General features: G+C 40.9%; 18 protein-coding genes and 1 riboswitch. Of the genes, 3 read left to right on the top strand and 15 right to left on the bottom strand.

Annotation, left to right across the window (positions count from 1 at the left end; translation table 11 throughout):
* Nucleotides 1-47 precede the first annotated feature (47 nt).
* The 13 genes from MKX73_RS09870 to MKX73_RS09810 all read right to left on the bottom strand — a co-directional run bounded on the left by MKX73_RS09870 (nucleotide 48) and on the right by MKX73_RS09810 (nucleotide 16,061).
* A complete protein-coding gene (locus tag MKX73_RS09870; RefSeq protein ID WP_340717279.1) occupies nucleotides 48-683 on the bottom strand; it encodes a TetR/AcrR family transcriptional regulator in 636 nt (211 codons plus the stop codon).
* A gap of 3 nt (nucleotides 684-686) precedes the next feature.
* Entirely contained in the window at nucleotides 687-1,823 is a 1,137-nt protein-coding gene (locus tag MKX73_RS09865) for an acyl-CoA dehydrogenase (RefSeq protein WP_079524620.1), read from the bottom strand.
* 40 nt (nucleotides 1,824-1,863) lie between these two features.
* Complete coding sequence (locus tag MKX73_RS09860; protein WP_340717278.1) at nucleotides 1,864-3,000, bottom strand: acyl-CoA dehydrogenase; 1,137 nt, start codon at nucleotides 2,998-3,000, stop codon at nucleotides 1,864-1,866.
* A 9-nt stretch (nucleotides 3,001-3,009) separates the two neighbouring features.
* Nucleotides 3,010-3,864: a 3-hydroxybutyryl-CoA dehydrogenase gene (locus MKX73_RS09855; protein WP_340717277.1), complete on the bottom strand. Its 855-nt coding sequence runs from the start codon at nucleotides 3,862-3,864 to the stop codon at nucleotides 3,010-3,012.
* 13 nt (nucleotides 3,865-3,877) lie between these two features.
* Nucleotides 3,878-5,068, bottom strand: a complete 1,191-nt coding sequence (locus MKX73_RS09850; RefSeq protein WP_340717276.1) for an acetyl-CoA C-acetyltransferase — start codon at nucleotides 5,066-5,068, stop codon at nucleotides 3,878-3,880.
* Between the two features lie 300 nt (nucleotides 5,069-5,368).
* Nucleotides 5,369-7,657 carry a (Fe-S)-binding protein gene (locus MKX73_RS09845; protein WP_340717275.1) on the bottom strand — a complete coding sequence of 763 codons (2,289 nt, stop codon included), beginning with the start codon at nucleotides 7,655-7,657 and terminating at the stop codon, nucleotides 5,369-5,371.
* Nucleotides 7,658-7,854: 197 nt separating this feature from the next.
* Nucleotides 7,855-8,415 (bottom strand): cob(I)yrinic acid a,c-diamide adenosyltransferase, encoded by a 561-nt coding sequence (locus MKX73_RS09840; RefSeq protein WP_340717274.1) that lies wholly within the window; start codon nucleotides 8,413-8,415, stop codon nucleotides 7,855-7,857.
* Nucleotides 8,416-8,517: 102 nt separating this feature from the next.
* Entirely contained in the window at nucleotides 8,518-9,984 is a 1,467-nt protein-coding gene (locus tag MKX73_RS09835; protein WP_340717273.1) for an adenosylcobinamide amidohydrolase, read from the bottom strand.
* A complete protein-coding gene (locus MKX73_RS09830; RefSeq protein WP_340717272.1) occupies nucleotides 9,984-10,982 on the bottom strand; it encodes a FecCD family ABC transporter permease in 999 nt (332 codons plus the stop codon). The genes MKX73_RS09835 and MKX73_RS09830 overlap by 1 nt, the downstream gene beginning before the upstream one ends.
* Nucleotides 10,975-11,922, bottom strand: a complete 948-nt coding sequence (locus MKX73_RS09825; RefSeq protein WP_340717271.1) for an ABC transporter substrate-binding protein — start codon at nucleotides 11,920-11,922, stop codon at nucleotides 10,975-10,977. The genes MKX73_RS09830 and MKX73_RS09825 overlap by 8 nt, the downstream gene beginning before the upstream one ends.
* Nucleotides 11,923-12,310: 388 nt before the next feature.
* A riboswitch (cobalamin riboswitch) is annotated at nucleotides 12,311-12,500 on the bottom strand.
* 95 nt (nucleotides 12,501-12,595) lie between these two features.
* Nucleotides 12,596-13,765 (bottom strand): acyl-CoA dehydrogenase family protein, encoded by a 1,170-nt coding sequence (locus MKX73_RS09820; protein WP_340717270.1) that lies wholly within the window; start codon nucleotides 13,763-13,765, stop codon nucleotides 12,596-12,598.
* A 188-nt stretch (nucleotides 13,766-13,953) separates the two neighbouring features.
* Nucleotides 13,954-15,621, bottom strand: a complete 1,668-nt coding sequence (argS, locus tag MKX73_RS09815) for an arginine--tRNA ligase (RefSeq protein WP_340717269.1) — start codon at nucleotides 15,619-15,621, stop codon at nucleotides 13,954-13,956.
* 2 nt (nucleotides 15,622-15,623) lie between these two features.
* Nucleotides 15,624-16,061 carry a DUF1934 domain-containing protein gene (locus tag MKX73_RS09810; RefSeq protein ID WP_340717268.1) on the bottom strand — a complete coding sequence of 146 codons (438 nt, stop codon included), beginning with the start codon at nucleotides 16,059-16,061 and terminating at the stop codon, nucleotides 15,624-15,626.
* A gap of 194 nt (nucleotides 16,062-16,255) precedes the next feature.
* Here MKX73_RS09810 and MKX73_RS09805 point away from each other — a divergent pair, with 194 nt between their 5' ends.
* The 3 genes from MKX73_RS09805 (at nucleotide 16,256) to MKX73_RS09795 (ending at nucleotide 19,723) form a co-directional block, all read left to right on the top strand.
* The gene (locus MKX73_RS09805; protein WP_340717267.1) at nucleotides 16,256-17,335 is read left to right on the top strand and encodes a GGDEF domain-containing protein; all 1,080 of its coding nucleotides are present in this window, start codon (nucleotides 16,256-16,258) and stop codon (nucleotides 17,333-17,335) included.
* 34 nt (nucleotides 17,336-17,369) lie between these two features.
* The gene (locus MKX73_RS09800; RefSeq protein ID WP_340717266.1) at nucleotides 17,370-18,449 is read left to right on the top strand and encodes a GGDEF domain-containing protein; all 1,080 of its coding nucleotides are present in this window, start codon (nucleotides 17,370-17,372) and stop codon (nucleotides 18,447-18,449) included.
* A 218-nt stretch (nucleotides 18,450-18,667) separates the two neighbouring features.
* Nucleotides 18,668-19,723, top strand: coding sequence for an acyltransferase family protein (locus MKX73_RS09795; protein ID WP_445783310.1), 1,056 nt, complete (start codon nucleotides 18,668-18,670; stop codon nucleotides 19,721-19,723).
* A 225-nt stretch (nucleotides 19,724-19,948) separates the two neighbouring features.
* On the opposite strand, the gene MKX73_RS09790 is transcribed toward MKX73_RS09795, so the two are convergent.
* Both MKX73_RS09790 and speB read right to left on the bottom strand, forming a co-directional pair.
* Nucleotides 19,949-20,659 carry a GDSL-type esterase/lipase family protein gene (locus MKX73_RS09790; protein ID WP_340717264.1) on the bottom strand — a complete coding sequence of 237 codons (711 nt, stop codon included), beginning with the start codon at nucleotides 20,657-20,659 and terminating at the stop codon, nucleotides 19,949-19,951.
* A 396-nt stretch (nucleotides 20,660-21,055) separates the two neighbouring features.
* Nucleotides 21,056-21,928: an agmatinase gene (gene speB, locus MKX73_RS09785; RefSeq protein ID WP_340717263.1), complete on the bottom strand. Its 873-nt coding sequence runs from the start codon at nucleotides 21,926-21,928 to the stop codon at nucleotides 21,056-21,058.
* Nucleotides 21,929-22,023 lie beyond the last annotated feature (95 nt).

The raw sequence follows: 22,023 nt of genomic DNA, 5'->3' as shown, positions 1-22,023 counted from the left end.
CGAAGCAAACTCTTTAAATAGTTGCTCTACATGGCGATTCTCCTTTCCTAATTTTCAAACTGCATAATGCCTTGTAAAAACATTGTTGTTTGCAAGTTTATATATTGATCGATCGTATACCGTTTTTGAAGTGCCCACTTACGGAATGCCCAACTTTGCCCTTGTACGACGATGTGATTTGCCGCTAAATAGATTGCATCTTCAGACAGCGATAAATTGCCTGCTGCTACACAATCCTTTAATATGCGTTCAAAAATCGCAACCATTTCAAGTTCCTTATCGAGAATGTAATGCATCGCAGCTTTTGGCAATGACTTCGTTTCCTGATACATAATCGTAAACTCCTCAGGCATTTGATCAATAAGCAAATAATATTGACGGATTGCCTGTTTCAAGCCTCCGATCGTACCTGTATCGGAAGGGAAATCAGTTAAGCATTTCGTTACTTCATTGAAAATATTGTCGCATACTAAAAATAAAACATCTTCTTTCGTCCGTATATATTCATATAAAGTCCCGATAGAAAAACCGGCCGCTTTTGCAAGTTCCCTTGTCGTTGCACGATGGAATCCCTTTTCTTTGAAAAGCTTCACACCGGCATCGATAATTTGCTGACGGCGTGCGATTATTTTATTTTCATCTTTTATTGACGATTGGACGTGCAGCTTATCATTTTTTGCCATAGGCTACTTCGTAATCATACGCGAAATTACGAGGCGTTGGATTTCTTGTGTACCTTCATAGATTTGCGTAATTTTCGCATCGCGCATATAACGCTCTACCGGATAATCCTTCGTATAGCCATAGCCGCCGAATACTTGAACAGCTTCTGTCGTTACTTTCATCGCTGTATCACCTGCAAGCAGTTTTGCCATTGCCGATGCTTTTCCGTATGGTAAGTCATTTGATTCCAGCCACGCTGCCTGATAAGTCAATAAACGAGATGCTTCAATTTCTGTTGCCATATCCGCTAACTTGAATGATACACCTTGGTTTGCTGTAATCGGCTTGCCGAATTGAACACGCTCTTTTGCATAATCAACCGCAGCATCCAATGCGCCCTGCGCAATACCTACCGCTTGTGCTGCAATTCCATTACGTCCGCCATCGAGTGTTTTCATTGCGATAATGAAACCTTGACCTTCTTCGCCCAGTACGTTTTCTTTCGGTACACGGCAGTTGTCAAAGATGATTTCTGTTGTTGGCGATGAGCGAATTCCTAGTTTCTTCTCTTTTTTCCCTACCGAGAATCCCGGGAAGTCCGCTTCAACGATAAAGGCAGTCGTGCCATTTTTCGCTTCCGGATCTGTCACCGCAAATACGACATAAATATCTGCTACCCCACCATTTGTGATGAAGATTTTCGAACCATTTAAAATATAGTCGTCCCCGTCTTTTACTGCATATGTTTTCATTCCGCCTGCATCACTGCCTGAACCTGGCTCTGTTAAGCCGTAAGCACCGATTTTTTTACCTTCTGCCATTGGACGAAGATATTTTTGCTTTTGCTCTTCGTTACCGAATTTGAAAATCGGCCAGCCTGCAAGTGATGTATGTGCTGACAATGTTACCCCTGTCGATGCACAAACACGTGATAATTCTTCAACTGCGATACAGTATGCCAAGTAGTCAAACCCAGCTCCGCCGTATTCTTCCGGCCAAGGAATACCTGTTAAGCCTAGCTCGGCCATTTTATCGAAAATGCCTCTGTCGAATTCTTCGTGCTCATCGCGGTGCTCTGCTGTTGGTGCTACTTCATTGATTGCAAAATCGCGAATCATTTCGCGTAATTGTTGGTGTTCTTCTGATAATTGAAAGTTCATTTCCCCATGTCCCCTTTTTAAATATAGTAGAAGGTCTACGTCAACCAATCACATGCTTACTAATGACGATGCGCTGGATTTCGCTTGTACCTTCGTAGATTTGTGTTACTTTTGCGTCGCGGAAATAGCGTTCTACCGGATAGTCTTCGGTATAGCCGTAGCCTCCGAAAATTTGTACGGCTTCGATCGCTGTGTCCATTGCTGTTTGAGATGCGAACAGTTTTGCCATCGATGCCTCTTTTCCGCATGACAGCCCTTCACTGCGTAAATTTGCAGCCTGGTAAACGAGCAGTTTTGAAGCTTCCACAGCTGTTGCCATATCGGCAAGCTTAAAGCCGACCCCTTGCTGCTTGGCGATTGGTTTTCCGAACTGGATACGCTCTTTTGCATAGGCAGTTGCTGCTTCCAGTGCAGCTTCGGCAATTCCTAAACTTTGAGCTGCAATTCCGATCCGACCTACATCCAAGTTGGCCAACGCAATTTTAAAGCCGTCTCCTTCTTGCCCAAGCAAGTTCTCTGCAGAAATCCGCATATTTTCAAATGTAAGCTGAACCGTACGTGAACCGTGCAGCCCCATTTTCCGTTCGTCTTTCCCGATTATTAAACCGGGTGTATTCTTTTCTACTATGAATGCTGAAATCCCGCGTGAACCGGCTTCCGGATTTGTAGAAGCAAAAACGATATACACATCGGCTTCCCCGCCATTTGTAATGAATACTTTTGCACCGTCCAATACGTAATGTTCGCCGTCCCGGACTGCCTTTGTTTTCAGTGAACCAGCATCACTACCGGCACTAGGCTCAGTTAAACAAAATGCTCCGATCGATTCTCCGCTTGCCAGCTTCGGTACATATTTTTTCTTTTGGTCTTCATTGCCGAAATATAGAATCGGGTTTGTGCCGACAGAAGTATGGACTGACAAAATCACGCCCATTACCGCGCTTACTTTCGACAACTCATGGATCGCAATAATATAAGAAGTAAAATCCATCTCCGCCCCGCCGTATTCAGCAGGTGCCGTAATTCCCATCAGCCCGAGCTCACCCATTTTCGTCAGCAAATGCCTCGGGAACTCGCCCGCTTCCATCTGCTCGATAAACGGCTCAATTTCGGTTTTGGCAAAATCACGGACCATGTTACGCATCATTAACTGCTCATCAGTAAATTGTAAGTTCATAGAAGTCCCTCAGCTTTCGTATATGTAGAATCCTCGACCGCTCTTTTTGCCCAACCAGCCGGCTGCCACATATTTGCGTAATAACGGACATGGGCGATACTTACTGTCACCAAGTCCTTCGTGTAAAATTTCCATGATCGACAAGCATGTATCCAATCCGATAAAATCAGCCAGTGTTAATGGACCCATCGGATGATTCATCCCCATTTTCATTACATCGTCAATCGCTTCTTTCGTCGCTACCCCTTCGTACAGTGCATAAATCGCTTCATTGATCATCGGCAGTAAAATACGATTTGAAATAAAGCCCGGGAAGTCATTCACTTCCACACCTGTTTTCCCCAGCTGCTTTGTCATGTCTGCAACCATTTCGTACACGTCATCCGATGTTGCCAAGCCGCGGATAATTTCCACAAGTTTCATGACCGGTACCGGATTCATAAAGTGCATGCCAATTACTTGTTCCGGACGTTTTGTCACTGCCGCAATTTCAGTAATCGGTAAGCTCGATGTATTTGTCGCTAAAATCGCATGCTTAGGTGCAATTTCATCAAGCTGCCTGAAAATCGATTGTTTAATGTCCATGTTTTCTACTGCCGCTTCAATGATAATGTCCGCGTTTTTCGCGTCTTCAATCGTCAATGATTTAGTAATACGGTCTAACACAGCCGACTTTTCCTCTTCTGTTTTGCGCCCCTTTTCAACATCCCGTGCCAAGTTTTTCGTGATTGTATTTAAACCGCGTTCGAAAAACTCATCCTTCATATCATTTAAAATGACATCGTAGCCTGCCTGTGCACAAACTTGCGCGATCCCGGAGCCCATTTGCCCTGCTCCGATGACCATTACTTTTTGAATCGCCATTTATTTCATCCCCTTAGTTTGTAACTTCGATTAATACCGCGTCCCCTTGACCGCCGCCTGAACAGATAGCAGCAATTCCTAAACCGCCCCCACGACGTTTCAGTTCATAAGCGAGCGTTAAAATAATACGGGCACCACTTGCTCCAATCGGATGACCTAATGCTACGGCACCACCGTTAACATTTACTTTATTCTCATCCAGCCCGCTAATTTGATTGCTTACTAGAGCAACCGCTGCGAACGCTTCATTAATTTCAATTAAATCAATATCTGATAAAGTTTTACCTGACTTTTTAAGCAACTCATTTATTACAAGTCCCGGTGTTTGCGGGAAATCTTCCGGCGCTACCCCAACTTCCGCATGTGCAACAATTGTTGCGAGCGGCTGACGATTTTCCTGCTGTGCTTTTTCTTCACTCATCAGTACAAGTGCACACGCCCCGTCATTCACACCTGGTGCATTTCCGGCTGTAATTGTGCCATCACTGCTGAATGCCGATTTTAGTTTTGTTAGCGTTTCCAAAGTTGTTCCTGCTCGTGGTGCTTCGTCCGTTTCAACAAGAAGCGGCTCGCCTTTTCGCTGTGGAATTTCCACTGCTACGATTTCCTCGGCAAATTTACCTGAGTCAATTGCTGCAAGTGCTTTTTCATGACTGCGGACTGCCCATTCATCCTGCTGTTCACGGGAAACCTCAAACTTGCTTGCAGTGTCATTGCCGTAAATGCCCATATGCACTTGTTTCGGATGGAATGCACAAGACAAACCGTCATAGATCATACCGTCTACTAAACTCGCATCTCCCATACGCAGACCAAATCTCCCTTTTGGCATATAGTACGGTGCGTTTGACATTGATTCCATTCCACCTGCCACGATCACTTCTTCGTCCCCTAATCGAATAAGCTGATCTGCAAGTGTTACACTGCGCATTCCTGAAGCACATACTTTGTTGATTGTTTCTGTTTTTACATTCCATGGAATTCCTGCTTTTGTTGCAGCCTGTCGTGAAGGGATCTGCCCCTGCCCTGCCTGCAATACGGTTCCGATAATGACTTCATTTACTGCATCTGCTTCTACATTCGCCTTTGCCAATGCTTCTTTAATTGCAATTCCGCCTAAATCACTTGCTGTTAATGAACTTAATGCGCCACCAAATTTACCGAATGGTGTTCTTGCGCCGTCTATAATGACTGTTCTCGACAATCCATACACCCCTTTGTTTGAATTAATCCGAATATGTACATCGCCATCCGTATTGTGAAGTTCTGCTTTGCAGGCTATTAATCTATTAGTAAAGATCCCCATCACTTACTAATAAAAATACTGCTTGCAGTCTGTAATTAATAATTCGACTGAACGCTCGCTCAATCATTATTTAGAAAAAAATGAGAGTATTTACAACTCTCATTTCTTCGCTTACTTTTATTGTATTAAATCCTTTTTGAATTCGCAACAATTATTCAAATATACTGACTATAAATTTTATTCTCGTTAATTCATATATTATTTGTTTTGTTCGTTATTTTCATTTGCTGCCGGTGTTGCGTCTGTTGCTGCCTGCTGCTCTTCCGGAAGCTTTGAAGATTCATCAGGTGTTCCCTGTTTTTCAACTTCAATTGTTTCAGCAGGTGCTACCACCGTTTCTTCCACTACTTCTTCTTGCACTTGTTGAACTTGTGCTTTTTCCGGTGTTCCGAATACTGCACGTTCTAAAATTTCTGCGATATCGTAAGTACCGACTGTATCTTCCACTTCTTTTGCTTTCGTTCCATCCGAAAGCATTGTTAAACAGTAAGGACAGCCTGAAGAAATTACAGATGCCTGTGTTGCAATTGCCTGTTCTGTACGGGCAACATTAATACGGTTTCCGACATGCTCTTCCATCCACATTAAACCACCGCCTGCACCACAGCACATACCATCTTCACGATTACGTTCCATTTCAACCAGCTTCACGCCTGCAATTCCTTTTAAAATTTCGCGTGGCGGATCGAATACATCATTATAGCGTCCTAAGTAACATGAATCATGGAATACAATCGTTTCATCAACACGGTGATCCATTGTTAAACGGCCTTCCTGAACGAGGTCGTACAGCAATTCTGTATGGTGAAGCACTTCACCGCTCCAGCCGAAATCCTGATACTCATTTTTGAAAATATTGTATGCGTGCGGGTCAATCGTTACAATTTTCGTCACACCATTTTTCTCAAATTCATCAATGTTGGCCGTAGCAAGCTCCTGGAACAGGAATTCATTACCTAAACGGCGTGGTGTATCCCCTGAATTCTTTTCTTTGTTACCTAAAATAGCAAACTTCACGCCTGCTTTGTTCATTAGTTTAGCGAACGCCAATGCAATTTTTTGTGAGCGGTTATCAAATGACCCCATTGAACCGACCCAGAATAAATACTCCATTTCTTCGCCTGATTTTTTCAATTCTTTAACTGTTGGAACGTGAACTGTTTCGTCAAGCTCTCTCCAGTTTTCTTTTTCTTTACGGTTTAAACCCCATGGATTCCCTTGTCGCTCAATGTTCGTCATTGCGCGTTGAGCATCCGGATTCACTTTACCTTCTGTCATCGTTAAATAACGACGTAAATCGATAATTTTATCAACATGCTCATTCATTACCGGACATTGATCTTCACAGTTACGGCATGTTGTACAAGCCCAGATTTCTTCTTCTGTAATAACATCGCCGATTAATGACGGGCTGTAAATATCCTCGATTACCGCACCTTCAGCACCAGCAGCCATCGCCAATTGGTTACCCTGTGTATTATTGAAGAACGAGAATGGCACCCAAGGCTTTTTCTTTAGCTCAACTGCACCAGTAAATGTTAGATGGTCACGCAGTTTTACGATCAGGTCCATCGGTGAAAGCATTTTTCCTGTTCCTGTTGCCGGACACATATTCGTACAACGTCCACACTCTACACATGCGTACAGGTCAAGCATTTGCTTTTGCGTGAAATCGTGAATTTTCCCGACTCCAAGCGGCGGCATACTTTCCTCATCTTCCGCTTCTTCCAATGCGGCAAAATCGACTGGACGCAATGTTCCAATACGGTCTTGACGGTTGTAATAAACGTTGAAAATCGATGTAATTAAGTGGAAGTGCTTGCCTTGCGGGATATAAACAAGGAATGCTAATAACGCCAGCAAGTGTGCCCACCACATAACGAAGAACATGACAGCTGCAATCGTCGGATCCATCCATTGGAATACCCAGGCAACTGCAGATGCTACTGGTTCTGATCCTGTTAAACCGTGATCATGCCAAATTAAGTAAAAGCCATTACCGAATAATGTAGCAAACATTAAAATAGCTAAAAACATATAAACTAAACCATTTTTAAAACCTTGTTTTAAGCGGGCAAGTTTCTCCATATAACGACGGTAAAATGCAACCGCTACCGCGATTAAGATCGTTAATACAACAAGCTCCTGTGTAAATGTAAATACCGGGTACAGACCGCCCAGCGGAAGATGTGATCCCGGTGCGAGACCTTTCCAGATTAAATCGATAGCCCCAAATTGAACCATTAAAAATCCGTAGAAAAACAGAACGTGTACAAGTCCCATCTTCTTATCTTTTAATAGTTTAGACTGGCCAAATACTTTCTCAACGATATCTTCTATGCGTTCAGAAAATTTATGATTGAACTCTTCTTTACGACCAAGTTGAATATAGTCATAACGTGTTTTCAGCAAATATGCGAATAACCCCAGCGCATAAAGTAACACGGCGATGAATGCAATCCAGTTAATAATTAAAAATGTATTCATTGTTTTCCCCCCTGGAATACGAAGTTTTTACCCCTTTGTTTATCCAATTCACCCCGATAAACTATATAAATCTATAAACCCATTGTAGTTATGAATGAGCATTCAGTCAACAGATTTCGTCATTAATTCTGAAAATTAAATCTAAATATAAAAAATGCTAGTTAGACAATTTTTTTGTCTTAACTAGCATTTTTCGTTTATTTAAATACGTCTGCACTGCGAATATATTCGACATCCTGGACTGATAATCGGTGGTTTACGACACGTGCTGCAGCAAATAAATAATCCGATAATCGATTTAAATATTTCTGTACGACAGGTGAAACATCTTCAATTTCTTTCATTAAAGAAACAGTTTCCCGTTCTGCACGGCGGGCAACAGTGCGGGCGATATGCAGAGTAGCAGCTGCAGGCGCCCCACCCGGTAAGATGAAACGTTTTAATGGCGGTGCTTCTTCGGAAAGCGCATCAATACGGTTTTCCAAAACAGTGATCGGTTCTTCGGCAAGTTTGTAATGGCGTTCTTTCATTACATTTGCCAAGTCTCCTCCTCCATCAAACAATTCATGCTGAATCGCAGTTAAATCTTCAATCAGATCCTTGAACTTTTCCTGGTCCAGTTCACTGACAGCTTTACCGATAAATGAATTCAGCTCATCAATTGTGCCGTATGCTTCAACACGCAGATGGTCTTTATCGACACGTCCTCCAATAATGCTCGTTTTCCCTTTATCGCCTGACTTTGTATATAATTTCATCAATAATCACCCTTTCCACTTAATATTACTTCTAGGTTTTTTTAAAATTCCCTTTAGGTATAATGGCTTTCTTTAACGGAAGTATTATTCTTCGAAGACAGTTTACTTATTATAATGGAGTTTATATTTTTTAATTGCCTCTATTGTAACTTCGAAAACAGCCCGTCCGATCAGTTTGCCGATTTCCGTGATAGGTCCGGCATATGTCATTTCTTCCCCTTGTTGGGTAGCAGCGATCAATAGACTGTCGGTTGCGGTACTTGTTGCAATTGTATTTGTCACTGAATCTTTTATTTGCTGATCTGCCATTGCTTTCGTTTTTGCTTCTGTAGCCGTAATCATCGCCTGAATAAATGCTTCATCTGTCAGTTTCCCATTAATGATGACCCATGTATTAATCGTACCAACATGTGGCTCATCTTCCCGCAAATATGTTTTGGTAACGTCGACACTGTTTCCTACCCCTGCTGTTACCATGACAAGAATTTCTGTATTATTTTTCGAGAAACGCCGAATTACTGCGCAGCTTGTTTCGACTGCCGTCAGCATAACTACTGTATTTGTTGGAGAAAACTTACGCTCTATTAAAAATTGCTCCGTTTCCTCCTTCACATTATAAATATCGTATTCTGGCGCAATGGAACGATTGAGCAATGTGTCATACCAGCCTATGCCGGCATTATGCACAGCAGAAGAAATTACTTTGAGCGGTGCCTGAGCCTGATATTCGATATAGTCTTCCGTTATTTGAAACTGGTCCATCCGGATTGTCGCAGCTTTTCGTACCATTTCGTTCGTTGGCAGCATTGTAATTTGCGGTTTAGGCAGTTCCGGGTGAGGATATGTCGCAATTCTAGCCTGATACACATCGGCAATCTGTTCTTGCAACACAACTTCATGAGGCTCACCGAACGCCCGTACTTTACCACTTTCCAACAGTAGGAGCTCATCACAGTAAAGGGATGCCAAGTTAATATCATGGAAAATCGAGACAACTGTCAGTCCCTGTACCTCAACTTGCATCCGGATCATATCCAGAATCTGCTTTTGATGGGCGATATCCAAATGGTTTGTCGGTTCATCCAATAGAAGCAGTTCTGAATTTTGTGCAAGTGCCTGGGCAATAAATACCCGTTGCTGCTCGCCTCCCGATAAAAACTCCAAGTACTGATTTTTATAGTGTGACACACCCGTACTTTCCATTGCCCGCTGAACAGTCTTTTCATCTTCTTCGGTCCAGGAAGAAAAGAAGCCGCTTTGATGTGGGTAACGACCTAACGAAACCGCATCATATACACTGTTCGTAAATGCACTTGCATTTAATTGAGGCAGAACGGCCATCTTTTTCGCCAATTGCTTGTTATCATAACTTTTAAGCGGTTTTGCTTCGATGAAAATTTCACCTGTTTCAGGCTTCAGCACACCACTGATCATTTTCAGTAATGTCGATTTCCCGCTGCCGTTCGGACCAAGAATCCCTAGTATTCTACCTTTTTCCACGTGAAACGTCATATTTTTTATTATCGTTTTCCCGCCATAACCACCTGATAAATTATTTACTTTTAACATTATGCAACAACCTTTCTACGTTGCTTGAAGAAAATATAGGCAAAGACAGGCGCGCCAATAAAGGAAGTAATAACACCAATCGGCAGTTCAATAGGGGCAATAATTGTACGCGATACTAAGTCACAAATGACGAGCAGGCTTGCCCCGTTCAAGAACGACAATGTCAATAAATGTCGATGATCTGCTCCGATCAGCAGGCGAATCATATGCGGAACAACTAACCCTACAAACCCGATTGTACCCGATGCTGCAACAGCTGCTCCTGTTAAAATGGAACCGCCCGCCAAAATCATATACTTGCTGCGCTCTACATTTACACCTAAATACTTGGCGCGCTCTTCCCCATAAATCATCGCATTCAGTTCACGGCGAGTGAGCCAAATAATTGCCGTACCGATCACCATAAATGGCAGCACCATCTGGACATATGGCCAACCTCGCATCGACACACTTCCAAGGAGCCAGCCGATAATTTCTCTTAGCTGTTCACCAGTAAGTGCGACCATTAAGGAGATGCAGGACCCTAAAAATGAGCTGAAAATAATCCCCGTCAAAATCAGTGTCTCCATTTTCATCGAGCGGTCAACAAGTCGGGCAAATGTCAGGACGATAATCATCGTACATGCAGCTCCGGCCATACTGAATACAGGCAATGTGAAGACACCGAGCACCGGTATTGAAATTCCTAAAAAGATTGTCATGACCGCACCTACCGAGGCTCCTGATGAAATACCCAGCGTATACGGATCAGCCAAAGGGTTTTTAAGTAACCCCTGAAATGCTGCTCCGGCTATCGCCAAGGATGCCCCGATTAATGCAGCTAAAATGACACGGGGCATTCGGATTTTCCACAAAATACTGTATGCAACCGGATCAGTCGTTTTATCCCATAAAGTTGAGAAAGGAATATCTACTGATCCGAATGAAATGCCGATCCATATACTGCTTAAAAGTAATCCAATCGATAGTACATAGGCGATTGAATATTTTCTATTCATTAAATACCTCTGGATAAATCGCTGCACCTATTGATTCAATACCATCAACTATACGAGGACCTTGTCGACTTGTCGTATCGCCGTCTATTAATTTCACATTGCCGTTTTTCACTGCATCCATTTCGGCATATGCATCGTTTTTCTCGATTGCCGCCATGTCGCTTTCATACGTTACTAAAATAACATTCGGATTACTGTTTACAAATTGCTCTGAGCTGTACATCGGCCAGCCTAGTTCAGGAACAGCATTTTCTGCATTTAACACGTCCAGCATTTCACTGATGAATGTTTCTTCTCCTGCTGCATAAAGATCCGGATCTGTTCCAACAACGATGAACACCGACTTTTCTTCCAGGTCGGCTACTTTCACTTCAATTTCTTCAATTCCTTCTTTGATTGAGGCCACCATTTCTTTTGCTTGTTGCTCTTTATCTGTCAGCTGCCCGATTTGTTCGATCGTTTCATATGTTTCTTCAAATGTTTTCGCATCTTTTACAACAAATACGGGAATGCCTACTGATTCCAACTGTGCAATTGCCTGTTCATTGAAGCTGTACATTCCGGATTCATGTGCTAAAACTAAATCGGGTTGCAGGCCGATGATTTGTTCCAGATTGAACTCCATGCCGCCAACCGATTCCTTTGTTAATGCTTCTTCAGGATATGTATCATTGTCGTTCACAGCGATGATTTCATCGTTTAATCCTATGCCGAATAAAATTTCCGTGTTCGATGGAGCAAGTGTAATGATGCGCTCTGGCGCTTTTTCAAGCGTAATTTCTTTGTCCAAGGCATCTTTTAATGTAACCGGGAATTGTGCTGTTTCAGTTACCTCTTTGCTTTCATTTGCTGTTTGATTATCCGTTGCTTTTTCCGAATTACATGCAGTTAATGTTACTGTAAGTAATGCTGCGGAAGAAAGCAGTTGCCATTTTTTCAAAATAAATTTCCTCCTTAAATTTGAGAATTAGAAAGGTTCTATATTAACTGTCAGGGGAATATCAAATTGTTTCATACATGTCTCTATTATCCGTTGATTTCCATTACGGGCGGACGCTTTCCGCGGGCGCGGCTCGAGCCTGTAGTCTCTCCCTCGCGCTGTTCCCGCTGGAGTCTGCCGCCCTTCATTCCAATCAACTCCTGTTTAGTCAAAGAATGCTCCTATATCTTTGTATCCTATATAGTAAGCTGTATGAAATTGTTGAACCCCTAATAAATGACTATAGAACAAAAAAAGCTTCCCTACTAAAATGAAGGAAACTTTACGTATGCAAATAAAATTCAAAGAAAAAAGAATTTATCCGCCACATCCTATCCTCGTAGGTTTAATTTAGGGCATTATAAAGGCAGGTCTCCTGGCTTATGCATAACGTTGAAGAGCGCCTTCCCGAAATTTTTTCAGTGGCATGTTGCTTTCAACTAGCAATTACAGTGGCGGGACCGCATCGGATTTGAACCGATTTCCCTTTTACTCCTTACTCAATCCATCGAGTAAGAACCTTTATCGTCCATATAAAGTTAATAGCTCTATTATAGCGGATATTCAGAAAAAAGTATGCTTAAATTTCAGTTAATTCAACTTGATTTGTGTTAATCATGGATAAAAGAACGAATTATTCTTTTTCTTTCAAGTTTTTTTCAATTGCCGTTTCAGCTAAACGTTTAATTGTAATGTCATCCATTGGAGGATTGTGCAGACCTGCACGTACATCACGGTAATAGCGTTGAAGCGGGTTTGATCTTTGCAGGCTTTTTGCCCCAACTAAACGCATCGCATTATCTACAACCTCGATTGCTGTGTTTGTCACGACATGTTTTGCAATATTGATTTCATTAACTAATGTCGCCTTTTTAATCGGATCATTATAAAGCCCTGCAACACCGTAAATTGTAAAGCGTGCCTTCGTTAACGCCAAATCCATTTCTCCGATCAGTGTTTGCACGTTCGGCAACTGGGCAATTGTTCCTTGAATACTGTTCGGGGAATGACTATTCGCAAAGTCAACGGCGTAATCGCGTGCAGCCTGGGCAATCCCTAAATAAGTTGCCGGGATGAGCAGCAGCCAGCCATTCAGTTTAAAGCCGGTTGAATAGTTCGGGATCTCCACTAAGTTTGTATTATTAACACGGACATTATCAAGCACTAAATCATCGCTTCCCGTACCGCGCATTGACGCAACATCCCAAGTGTTTTCGACTTTTACCCCATCTGTCGTTTTCGGAACGAGGAAAAATCCTAACTGGGCCTCATCTTCAATCCATGCCGATACTAAAAAATAATCGAGGTCCGGTGCACCGCTCGTATAGTTTTTACGTCCATTAATTATATAGTCATCACCATCACGTTTTGCCAAAGTCCCCGGACGTCCGCCACGCACCGGGCTTCCCATCGCAAACTCGCTTACCGCCCGATTAACCGTAGCACCATTTGCAATTTCTTTGCCAAACCAGTCGAGCTTTTGTTCATCCCAGTAACGATTTTCGAAAATCTCGCCTACATTTTGAATTGTCCATGATACAGCCAGCCCCGTGCTTCCGCAATAGCTGGCCAATGTTTCCTGCAGCAGCAGCGCATCATATACTGTGAAGCCATCTCCGCCATATTCCTTTGGCAATGTTATTTTTGTATAGCCGATTTCTCTCAGCTTCCGGAAATTTTCAAATGGAAATGTCGCTTGTTCATCTGTTTGCCGAGCGTGTTCTTTCACGCTCTCTGATATTGTTTCGAGCTTTTTCAGCCATTGCTGCTGCTCGTCGGTTTGAATAAATAATTCCTTGCTCATGAAAAGCACCACCTCATATTTATTGTCCTGTATATAGAAGTCAACTTTAATAGTACGTTTCGGAAAATTACAAGTCAATAGATATCCCTAGTTCCTTTATAGGGATTCAATACGTTTTGTGTCTTTTTCATTCAAAGAAAAAACACCCTATTTCCTTATATGGAAATAGAGTGCCTTGAATTATTGAATTACATTTTTTCAGGTGCGCTTACACCGATTAGTTTCAGTGCATTCGCTAATGTAGTTTTTACTGCTGTGATCAATGCTAAACGAGCTTCTGTCAGCTCTTTGTTATCTGGATTCAATACTTTTTCTGCATTGTAGAAACTATGGAATGCAGCTGCCAAGTCTTGAATATAGTTTGCGATACGGTGTGGTGTGCGGTGTTTCGCTGCATCTGCCACGATTTGCGGGAATGCCCCTACTTTTTTAAGCACATCTTCTTCTTTTTCTGCTACTAGCAAGTTCAGGTTTTCCAATGATGCTTCGAAACCTTGCTCGTTTGCTGCACGTAAAATTGATGAAATACGAGCATGTGCATACTGTGCGTAATATACCGGGTTTTCGTTCGATTGTGATACCGCTAAGTCCAAATCGAAATCCATATGTGAATCCCCTGCTGTTTTAACGAAGAAATAACGTACAGCATCCAAACCTACTTCTTCTACTAATTCACGCATCGTTACAGCATTACCAGTACGTTTACTCATCTTGAATTTCTCGCCGTTTTTGTAAAGCTGAACCATTTGGATAATATCTACTTCCAGTGTACCGCGGTCATATCCAAGTGCTTCGATCGCCGCTTTCATACGTGGAATATAGCCGTGGTGGTCAGCACCCCAAATATTGATCAGCTTATCAAAGCCGCGACGTAATTTATCTTCGTGGTAAGCAATATCCGGCGTTAAATATGTGTATGAACCATCGTTTTTGATTAATACGCGGTCTTTGTCATCACCGAATGTTGTTGAACGGAACCAAGTCGCGCCTTCTTCATCAAATACATGGCCATTTGCTTTTAATTTGTCTAATGCTACATCGATTTTACCGTTTTCGTATAAAGATGTTTCTGAATACCAAACATCAAATTCAACACGGAAATTTTTAAGGTCATTTTGCAGTTTAGCCAATTCCAGTTTCAAGCCGTGCTCACGGAAAAATTTAAAGCGTTCTTCATCCGACTTGTCCAAAATTGTTGCACCGAATTCTTCAGCAAGTTTACCGGCAATTCCGATAATATCAGGACCGTGGTAACCGTCTTCCGGCATTTCCGCGTCCATTCCTAATGCTTGCTTATAACGGGCTTCCAAAGAATACGCCAAGTTATTAATTTGGTTGCCGGCATCATTAATATAATATTCGCGTGATACGTCAAAACCGGCAAAATCCAATACATTACATAATGAATCCCCTACAGATGCACCGCGCGCATGGCCTAAATGCAAGTCGCCAGTCGGGTTAGCTGAAACGAACTCGACCTGTACTTTTTCTCCTGCGCCTGCAGTTGAACGACCATAGTTTTCGCCTTGTTCAAATGCTGCTGTAACAACACTCGCCAAGAAGTCTTTACGTACAGTAATATTCATGAAACCTGGTCCTGCAATTTCAACCTTCTCGATGTCTGTGCCTTCAGTTGTTAAATGCTCTAAAATTGTTTCTGCAATTGCACGTGGCGGCTTCTTCGCCAGTTTAGTTAATTGCATTGCGATATTTGTTGCAAAGTCACCGTTTGCTTTATCTTTAGGTGTTTCTAAATGGATGTTGATTTCCGTGCCCGCTTCTACTAGGCCGGCTTGATCGATTGCCGCTTTTAATGCTGCTTTAATCGATTGCTGTAATTGTTCTACTGCGTTCATAGTTATACCTCCGTAAATTCAATGTCTAATTTGTAATGGCCAACTGAATTGCCACCTATGATAAGGTCATAATGCGTTTTAAATTGCCCTGACACTTTTTCGCTTTGTACTACTTCAATGGCTAACTGGTGTGTATCGGTAACAAGAGGTAATGAGCCGAATGGACTTTCATAATGACCATTTTCGCGTAAGTCCGGATTTAAAGGCAATCGCATGTTCACTCCGCCTTTTCGCATAATAAACGAATTCGCTTCATTGAGTTTGATCGTCGTCTGAATTTTCAGATCCTCCTGAACTTCCTCATAGCGCAAATAATGATTGTTTCCTTTTTCTACACAATTGCCTTCAAGCCACATTTCATATTTTTCAAGCTCGCCCCCGGTTGGAATGATCGAGGAAACTAGTTTGATTTTGACTGTTTTCCCGCTCTCGTTCGCCATAGCAGTCAGCTCCTATACATATATTTCTATAACCTTTTTATTATAGGATAAGTACCTCTCTTTAAGCAACAACGAACTTAACTTTGCGCTTACTCCTTCATTCAACTTGATTTGAACGGTTTTTATTTAATTCCACTATTTTTATAGTAATTTTCGTTCAGAACTGTAATGATTAAAGTATAAAGGAGCTTATTATGTTAATTGAAATATTATCTTACTTCTGTATATTATTTACGTTTACACTTTTAATTTATTGGCCATTTATCAACCACTTTAAACAAACACCGTTCATCAATCGGTCGCTTCCTTATATGATTGGAGTAAAATTCGGTATAACAGGACTTATATTGTCATTTTCGGCCGTGCACCTTACGAATAATTTTATGATGAACATTCAGTATATTCCGGTGTTATACAGTGGTCTATTAGGCGGGCCGTTTGCAATTCTGATCAGTGGTCTTATTATAGGAACCGGACTGTTTTTCCTGCCATATTTGGCATTGTTACCGATGATCCTGAATATTAATTTTCTTGTACTTGTTGTGACATTGTTCTTTGTCACAAGGAAATATAAAATGACTACCAAAAATATATTTATATTTTTCTGGGTTTGCTTTATTGAAACATTCATCGCATTATTCCTTGGGCTTTGTTTCAATTCTAAAAGCTTTGAATATTTATTGATTTACGGCATCTTTACGATTTTTTCATTTTATTTCATTTACATTGTTATCCGTCAAATAAAACTTGCCAACGATACAGTAAAACAGACAACCCATTTGAAAAAAATCGATTTTTTGACACAGTTGCCAAACAACAAAGAAAACGAAAAGCATATTAAATACCTGATTAAAAAGAAATCCCCTTTCAATTTATTGCTCGTGGACATTCGGGATTTTAAAATGCTGAATTTGCAGTATGGTTTTTCGACAGGCGATCTTGTTATTAAACAACTTGCCCAACACCTGATGGAATATGCCAGTAAAAATGGTGCTTATGTCAGCCGATTGGGCGGTGAGGAGTTTCTTCTTGTTTTAAAGGATGTACCTCCTGCCGTTGCAATTGTAGAGGCCAATAATCTAATAAATATGATCTCCCAACAGCCGTTCAAAGTATCCTCAGATCTATCTTTACATATTTCTGTATCGGTAGGAATTAGTTCCTATCCTGATAATGGACAAACATCTTTGGAGCTACTTGAAAATTTAGTAATAGCAAAACAGCAGGCAAAAATAAAACTATCTTCTTATTTCCATATAAATAATTTAAAATAACGGGTAATGATATATTACCAAGGTGGGTGATGCCATGTTTTTTGAGCTGACAATCAACTTTTCAATTCTGTTTTGCTTTACGATTTTAATTTTCTGGCCCTTTATTCAATATGAAGATAATCCTTTCATCCATAAATATAAGTCCATTATCGTCGGGGTGACATTCGGATGTGCCGCATTTATATTAACTGCACTGGCTACTCCCTATGCTAATGGAATGCTGATAAACAATCGGATTATTTTTGTGCTTTTCAGCGGTTTACTTGGAGGCCCTGTTTCAATGTCAATTACAGGCTTTATCATTGTAATTAGCCGTTTTGCTTTATTGTACACAACCATATTGTCGTTCGTAATAATGCTGAATACTTTAATCGTGACATTAATTGCAGCCTTTATAGCTTATAAACGACCGATTACGTATCAAAATATCCCGGTTTATTTTTTCATTATAACTATCGAACATCTAATCATTCTTATTATATTTGACCGGTTTGCAGTAAACGGACTGCCTTATTTAATTCTTTATTTTATCGTTTCGGTTCTCACTTTTTTCGCGGTTCGAAAAATTTTAATGCAGCTTGAACATAAAAATAAACAAATTAAACAAATCTATGCACTAAGGAAAACGGATTTGCTTACACAGCTGCCGAATAATATAGCGATTGAGCAAAAGTTATTGTCTTATGTGAATGCGAAAATACCATTTGAATTGCTTCATATCGATATTCGTCAGTTTCGCGAATTAAATTATCTGTATCACTATAGAGCAGGTGATGAGGTGCTCGTACAAATTTCACAACTGCTGGAAAACCAGCTGCCGGAAAATGCTCATATTGGACGAATTGATAGTGATGAGTTTTATGTCGTGCTCCCCGAGATGGCACCTGCAGAAGCGATTACTCTAGCCTATTCAATTAATAAATCTGTGCAGCAGCTTACTTTTGAAAACTATCCTTCCCATCAACTGACTCTTGCGATTGGCATCTGCTCATATCCGCAAAATGGACAGACTGTCAGAGAGCTTTACCGCTTTTCAAATGTTGCCTTATTAAATGCAAAACATCAGTCAAATATTCAAATCTGCCATTATAATCAAATTAAACAGCGATATTAAAAAGGTGTGTTAAAAGTCGAATTAACTTTTAACACACCTTCCTTATTATATTTCCTGAAATTTACATTTTATAAAATTTATGATGTCAAACGCCACAAGCATCCTTTATATCCGCCATTTCCCGTTTATATAACAATTACATATCTTTACTGTTACATTCCACTTTTAATATTAATAAAGGGTATATAATAGCAGCATATTTTTTTTAGAGGTGTTTATTGATGAAAAAACGGATAACGTGGGTGGATATTACGAAAGGCTTCTTAATGATCCTTGTCGTCATCGGGCATTATCCAGGAGAGCTTGAATTTCCACTTGCTAAATATATTTACTGGTTTCATATGCCTGCATTTTTCATATTAAGCGGTTTGTTCTTTAAACCGATTTTAGATAAAAAGGATATAAAGCTGATGGTTTACAAGCGTTTCATGCAATTAATCTTCCCTTACCTATTTTTCCTGGCGAGTATTACATTCGTCCGTTATGGAATGGAGATGTTTTCAGGTAATTGGGATTTAACATGGTATCTTAATGACTTATGGACACTTGCCATCGGAGGACGTTTTATTCGCGGAGCATATGGTGTTTTCTGGTTCGTGACAACCTTATTCTTCACATATTTATTATTCATGTGGTTGACGACCTACTTCAATCGGATGAAACAATTTATAATTCTAGGACTCTTTTATGTTATCGCACATTTTGAGAGCATCATCGCTATGCAAGTCATCAGCGGTAAGCCATCTGAAGCAGCACAATCGATTCCAATGATTTGGAACGTCGATGTTGCGCTGATGGCAATCGTCTATTTTGCAATCGGATATTATTTTAAAGAATTGTGGATGGATATTTCAAAACGATGGATGGGGATAGCCGTGTTCCTGAGTGCGACGGCGGTATTGATTGATAACTACCATATTATCGATTACCGACTGAGCATGAAGTTCTTACGGTATGAACATTTGATATTGGATTTGGTCATTCCCATCTCATTTACAATCGTTTTAGTAGGGTGCTTCCAGCTGCTCGCAGAAAAACTGTCGCTTAACTGGCTGCGGAAAATAGAAAAGCATTCGCTTTCCATTATGTATCTGCATATTTTTGCGGATATTATTTTAAATGATTATTTCACTTACGGGCTTATTGGTTATACAACAATCGGGATATTCATTCCTATCATTGTTTCAATTTTAATAAAAAAATGGCTGCCGCACGGAACAATTCTACTTGGCGGTTTTTCCATCAAGAAAGAAAAGACCTCTATACCGACATAAAAAAGCTGGTTGGACATAGAGGCCGGGACATAACCCAAAAACACTATTTTTCTCAGAGAAAAATAGTGTTTTTTTGCTGCGCGTTAAAATTGATTTCCATTCCGGGACGCTTTCCGCGGGCGTGGCGTGGGGCTGGGGCTAACACGATGTTAGTCACAAAAGCGTTGCCACAGGATGTGGCGCTCTTAGCTTTTGTTCCTAAGTCTCAGGCATCGGTGCTTTATCCTATTGTAAACGAAGCTTGTCGACCCAAACTTCATACCCTTTTCCGTTCAAATGAAGCCCATCAACTGTAAATTGCTTAGCGAGTTGTCCGTTTTTATCGATAAAGCTTGAGTACAGATCGATATACTCAATCCCCTTGTCATCGGCAATCTGTTGCAAAATTACATTAAACCGTTTCACTTTATCATTTGTCACTTCATTTCCTAATAACCCGTTATTCACAGGGAGGATTGATTGAATTGCGAGTTTTGTATCTTTTCCTTTAAACGCATCCACAATCTTCTCAACATTGCGTTTATATACTTCGTCTTCTGTTTCGTAACGGATATCATTGACCCCAATCATTAAATACGCCTCTTTCGGGTTGCGATCCACTACTTCCTGAATACGTTTCAATACCCCTCCTGTCCAATCATTCCGGATTCCTCGATTCAGCACAACTTCACTTGGAAAGTATTCCTGGAATTCGCCGTAATCGGAAATACTGTCACCAATGAAAACTTTATCTGCATTACTAATTGACGACTTTTCAAATACGCTTTTTTTCGTGGAGTAATAGGCAGAATCCGTTTTGGGCGAAGGTGTTGCCTGCATTTTTGCTTTTATAAAATCCAATCCGCCGATATTTTTCACCACATAACTTCCTGTTCCTAACAACAGGACATTGAATAGCAATGAAATAATTAATATAATATGACCCTTTTCCAACATAAACACTCCTATTTCTGACTTGCCTCTGTGTAGCTGAACTACATGTAAAGATCACCACGTACTGTTGCAATACTCTATGTATTAATTTTGGGGGTATCGAAGCGAAATATGCCTTTTTATATGTGGAGGCCCCCAAAGTATCCGGTTCGACCGAGCACTTTCATGACAGCAGCATGTCATTCTATATACCCCATTAAGTTTGAACTGTAACATGGCGTCGCCTGGATATTTCCCCAATTAATCGCCTCTTTTAGCACAATTTCCTGTTGCACATAAAGGCTGCAGCAACCTCCGAAATAAAAAAAGGTACTCGACCAAGCTCGAGTACCATCAAAATAAAATTAGCAGTTAACAACACCTCAATGTCCTGCTATCTCTCTGTTTTATAAATCCCTGCTATTTCACCCAGCCTAAAATCATTTCGCGGATCAATTTTGCAGCAGTGTTTACTGTAATTTCCGAGTGATCATAAATTGGTGCTACTTCAACTAGGTCAAAGCCGACAACATTCACTTCAGAGCGTGCGATTTCATGAATTGATGCCAAAAGTTCTTTAGGTGTAATACCACCAGCATCAACAGTGCCTGTCCCAGGTGCATGTGCAGGGTCCAATACGTCAATATCGATCGTCACATAAACATTGCGTCCTTTTAATGTAGGCAACACTTGCTTTAACGGCTCGAATACTTCAAACAATGAAATATGCATGCCATTTTCTTTTGCCCATTGCAGCTCTTCTTTTAAGCCTGAACGGATTCCGAATGAATAAACATTCTCAGGTCCGATTGTATCGGCAATTTTACGAATTGGTGTTGCGTGTGAGTATTGCTCCCCTTCGTAATCTGTACGTAAATCAGTATGTGCATCAAAATGGATGATCGCTAAATCTTCGTACTTTTCATAGACAGCTTCCATTACAGGCAATGATACTAAATGCTCTCCACCCATCCCTACTGGAATTTTATCGTCTGCCAGTACTTGACGGACAAACGTCTTAATTTCTGCTAATGATTTTTCCGGATTACCGAACGGCAGTGGAATATCCCCCGCATCAAAAAATGGTACATCTGCAAGCTCACGGTCTAAGTAGAAACTGTATTCTTCCAGACCAACCGATACTTCACGGATTCGGGCAGGACCAAAACGTTGGCCCGGACGGTAACTTACTGTCCAGTCCATTGGCATGCCGTATAAAACGGCTTTACTTTCTTCATAGTTTTGGTGGCTTTTAATAAACATATTCCCTGCGTAAGTTTCATCAAATCTCATTTACAGTCACCTATACCTTTCTCTATTTTAAATTGCTTATTATAAATTGATTTCTTAATTTAGAATGCATAGCGATAGAAGATATTGCTCATACT

This window comes from Solibacillus sp. FSL W7-1436, from assembly GCF_038007305.1.
Classification (GTDB): Bacteria; Bacillota; Bacilli; order Bacillales_A; family Planococcaceae; genus Solibacillus.
This window is presented reverse-complemented; position numbering and strand designations above follow the sequence as displayed.

Coding starts and splice junctions, on each gene's coding strand:
- MKX73_RS09870 (WP_340717279.1), bottom strand. CDS start 683: ATGGCAAAAAATGATAAGCTGCACGTCCAATCGTCAATAAAAGATGAA.
- MKX73_RS09865 (WP_079524620.1), bottom strand. CDS start 1,823: ATGAACTTTCAATTATCAGAAGAACACCAACAATTACGCGAAATGATT.
- MKX73_RS09860 (WP_340717278.1), bottom strand. CDS start 3,000: ATGAACTTACAATTTACTGATGAGCAGTTAATGATGCGTAACATGGTC.
- MKX73_RS09855 (WP_340717277.1), bottom strand. CDS start 3,864: ATGGCGATTCAAAAAGTAATGGTCATCGGAGCAGGGCAAATGGGCTCC.
- MKX73_RS09845 (WP_340717275.1), bottom strand. CDS start 7,657: ATGAATACATTTTTAATTATTAACTGGATTGCATTCATCGCCGTGTTA.
- MKX73_RS09840 (WP_340717274.1), bottom strand. CDS start 8,415: ATGAAATTATATACAAAGTCAGGCGATAAAGGGAAAACGAGCATTATT.
- MKX73_RS09835 (WP_340717273.1), bottom strand. CDS start 9,984: ATGTTAAAAGTAAATAATTTATCAGGTGGTTATGGCGGGAAAACGATA.
- MKX73_RS09830 (WP_340717272.1), bottom strand. CDS start 10,982: ATGAATAGAAAATATTCAATCGCCTATGTACTATCGATTGGATTACTT.
- MKX73_RS09820 (WP_340717270.1), bottom strand. CDS start 13,765: ATGAGCAAGGAATTATTTATTCAAACCGACGAGCAGCAGCAATGGCTG.
- argS (WP_340717269.1), bottom strand. CDS start 15,621: ATGAACGCAGTAGAACAATTACAGCAATCGATTAAAGCAGCATTAAAA.
- MKX73_RS09810 (WP_340717268.1), bottom strand. CDS start 16,061: ATGGCGAACGAGAGCGGGAAAACAGTCAAAATCAAACTAGTTTCCTCG.
- MKX73_RS09805 (WP_340717267.1), top strand. CDS start 16,256: ATGTTAATTGAAATATTATCTTACTTCTGTATATTATTTACGTTTACA.
- MKX73_RS09800 (WP_340717266.1), top strand. CDS start 17,370: ATGTTTTTTGAGCTGACAATCAACTTTTCAATTCTGTTTTGCTTTACG.
- MKX73_RS09790 (WP_340717264.1), bottom strand. CDS start 20,659: ATGTTGGAAAAGGGTCATATTATATTAATTATTTCATTGCTATTCAAT.
- speB (WP_340717263.1), bottom strand. CDS start 21,928: ATGAGATTTGATGAAACTTACGCAGGGAATATGTTTATTAAAAGCCAC.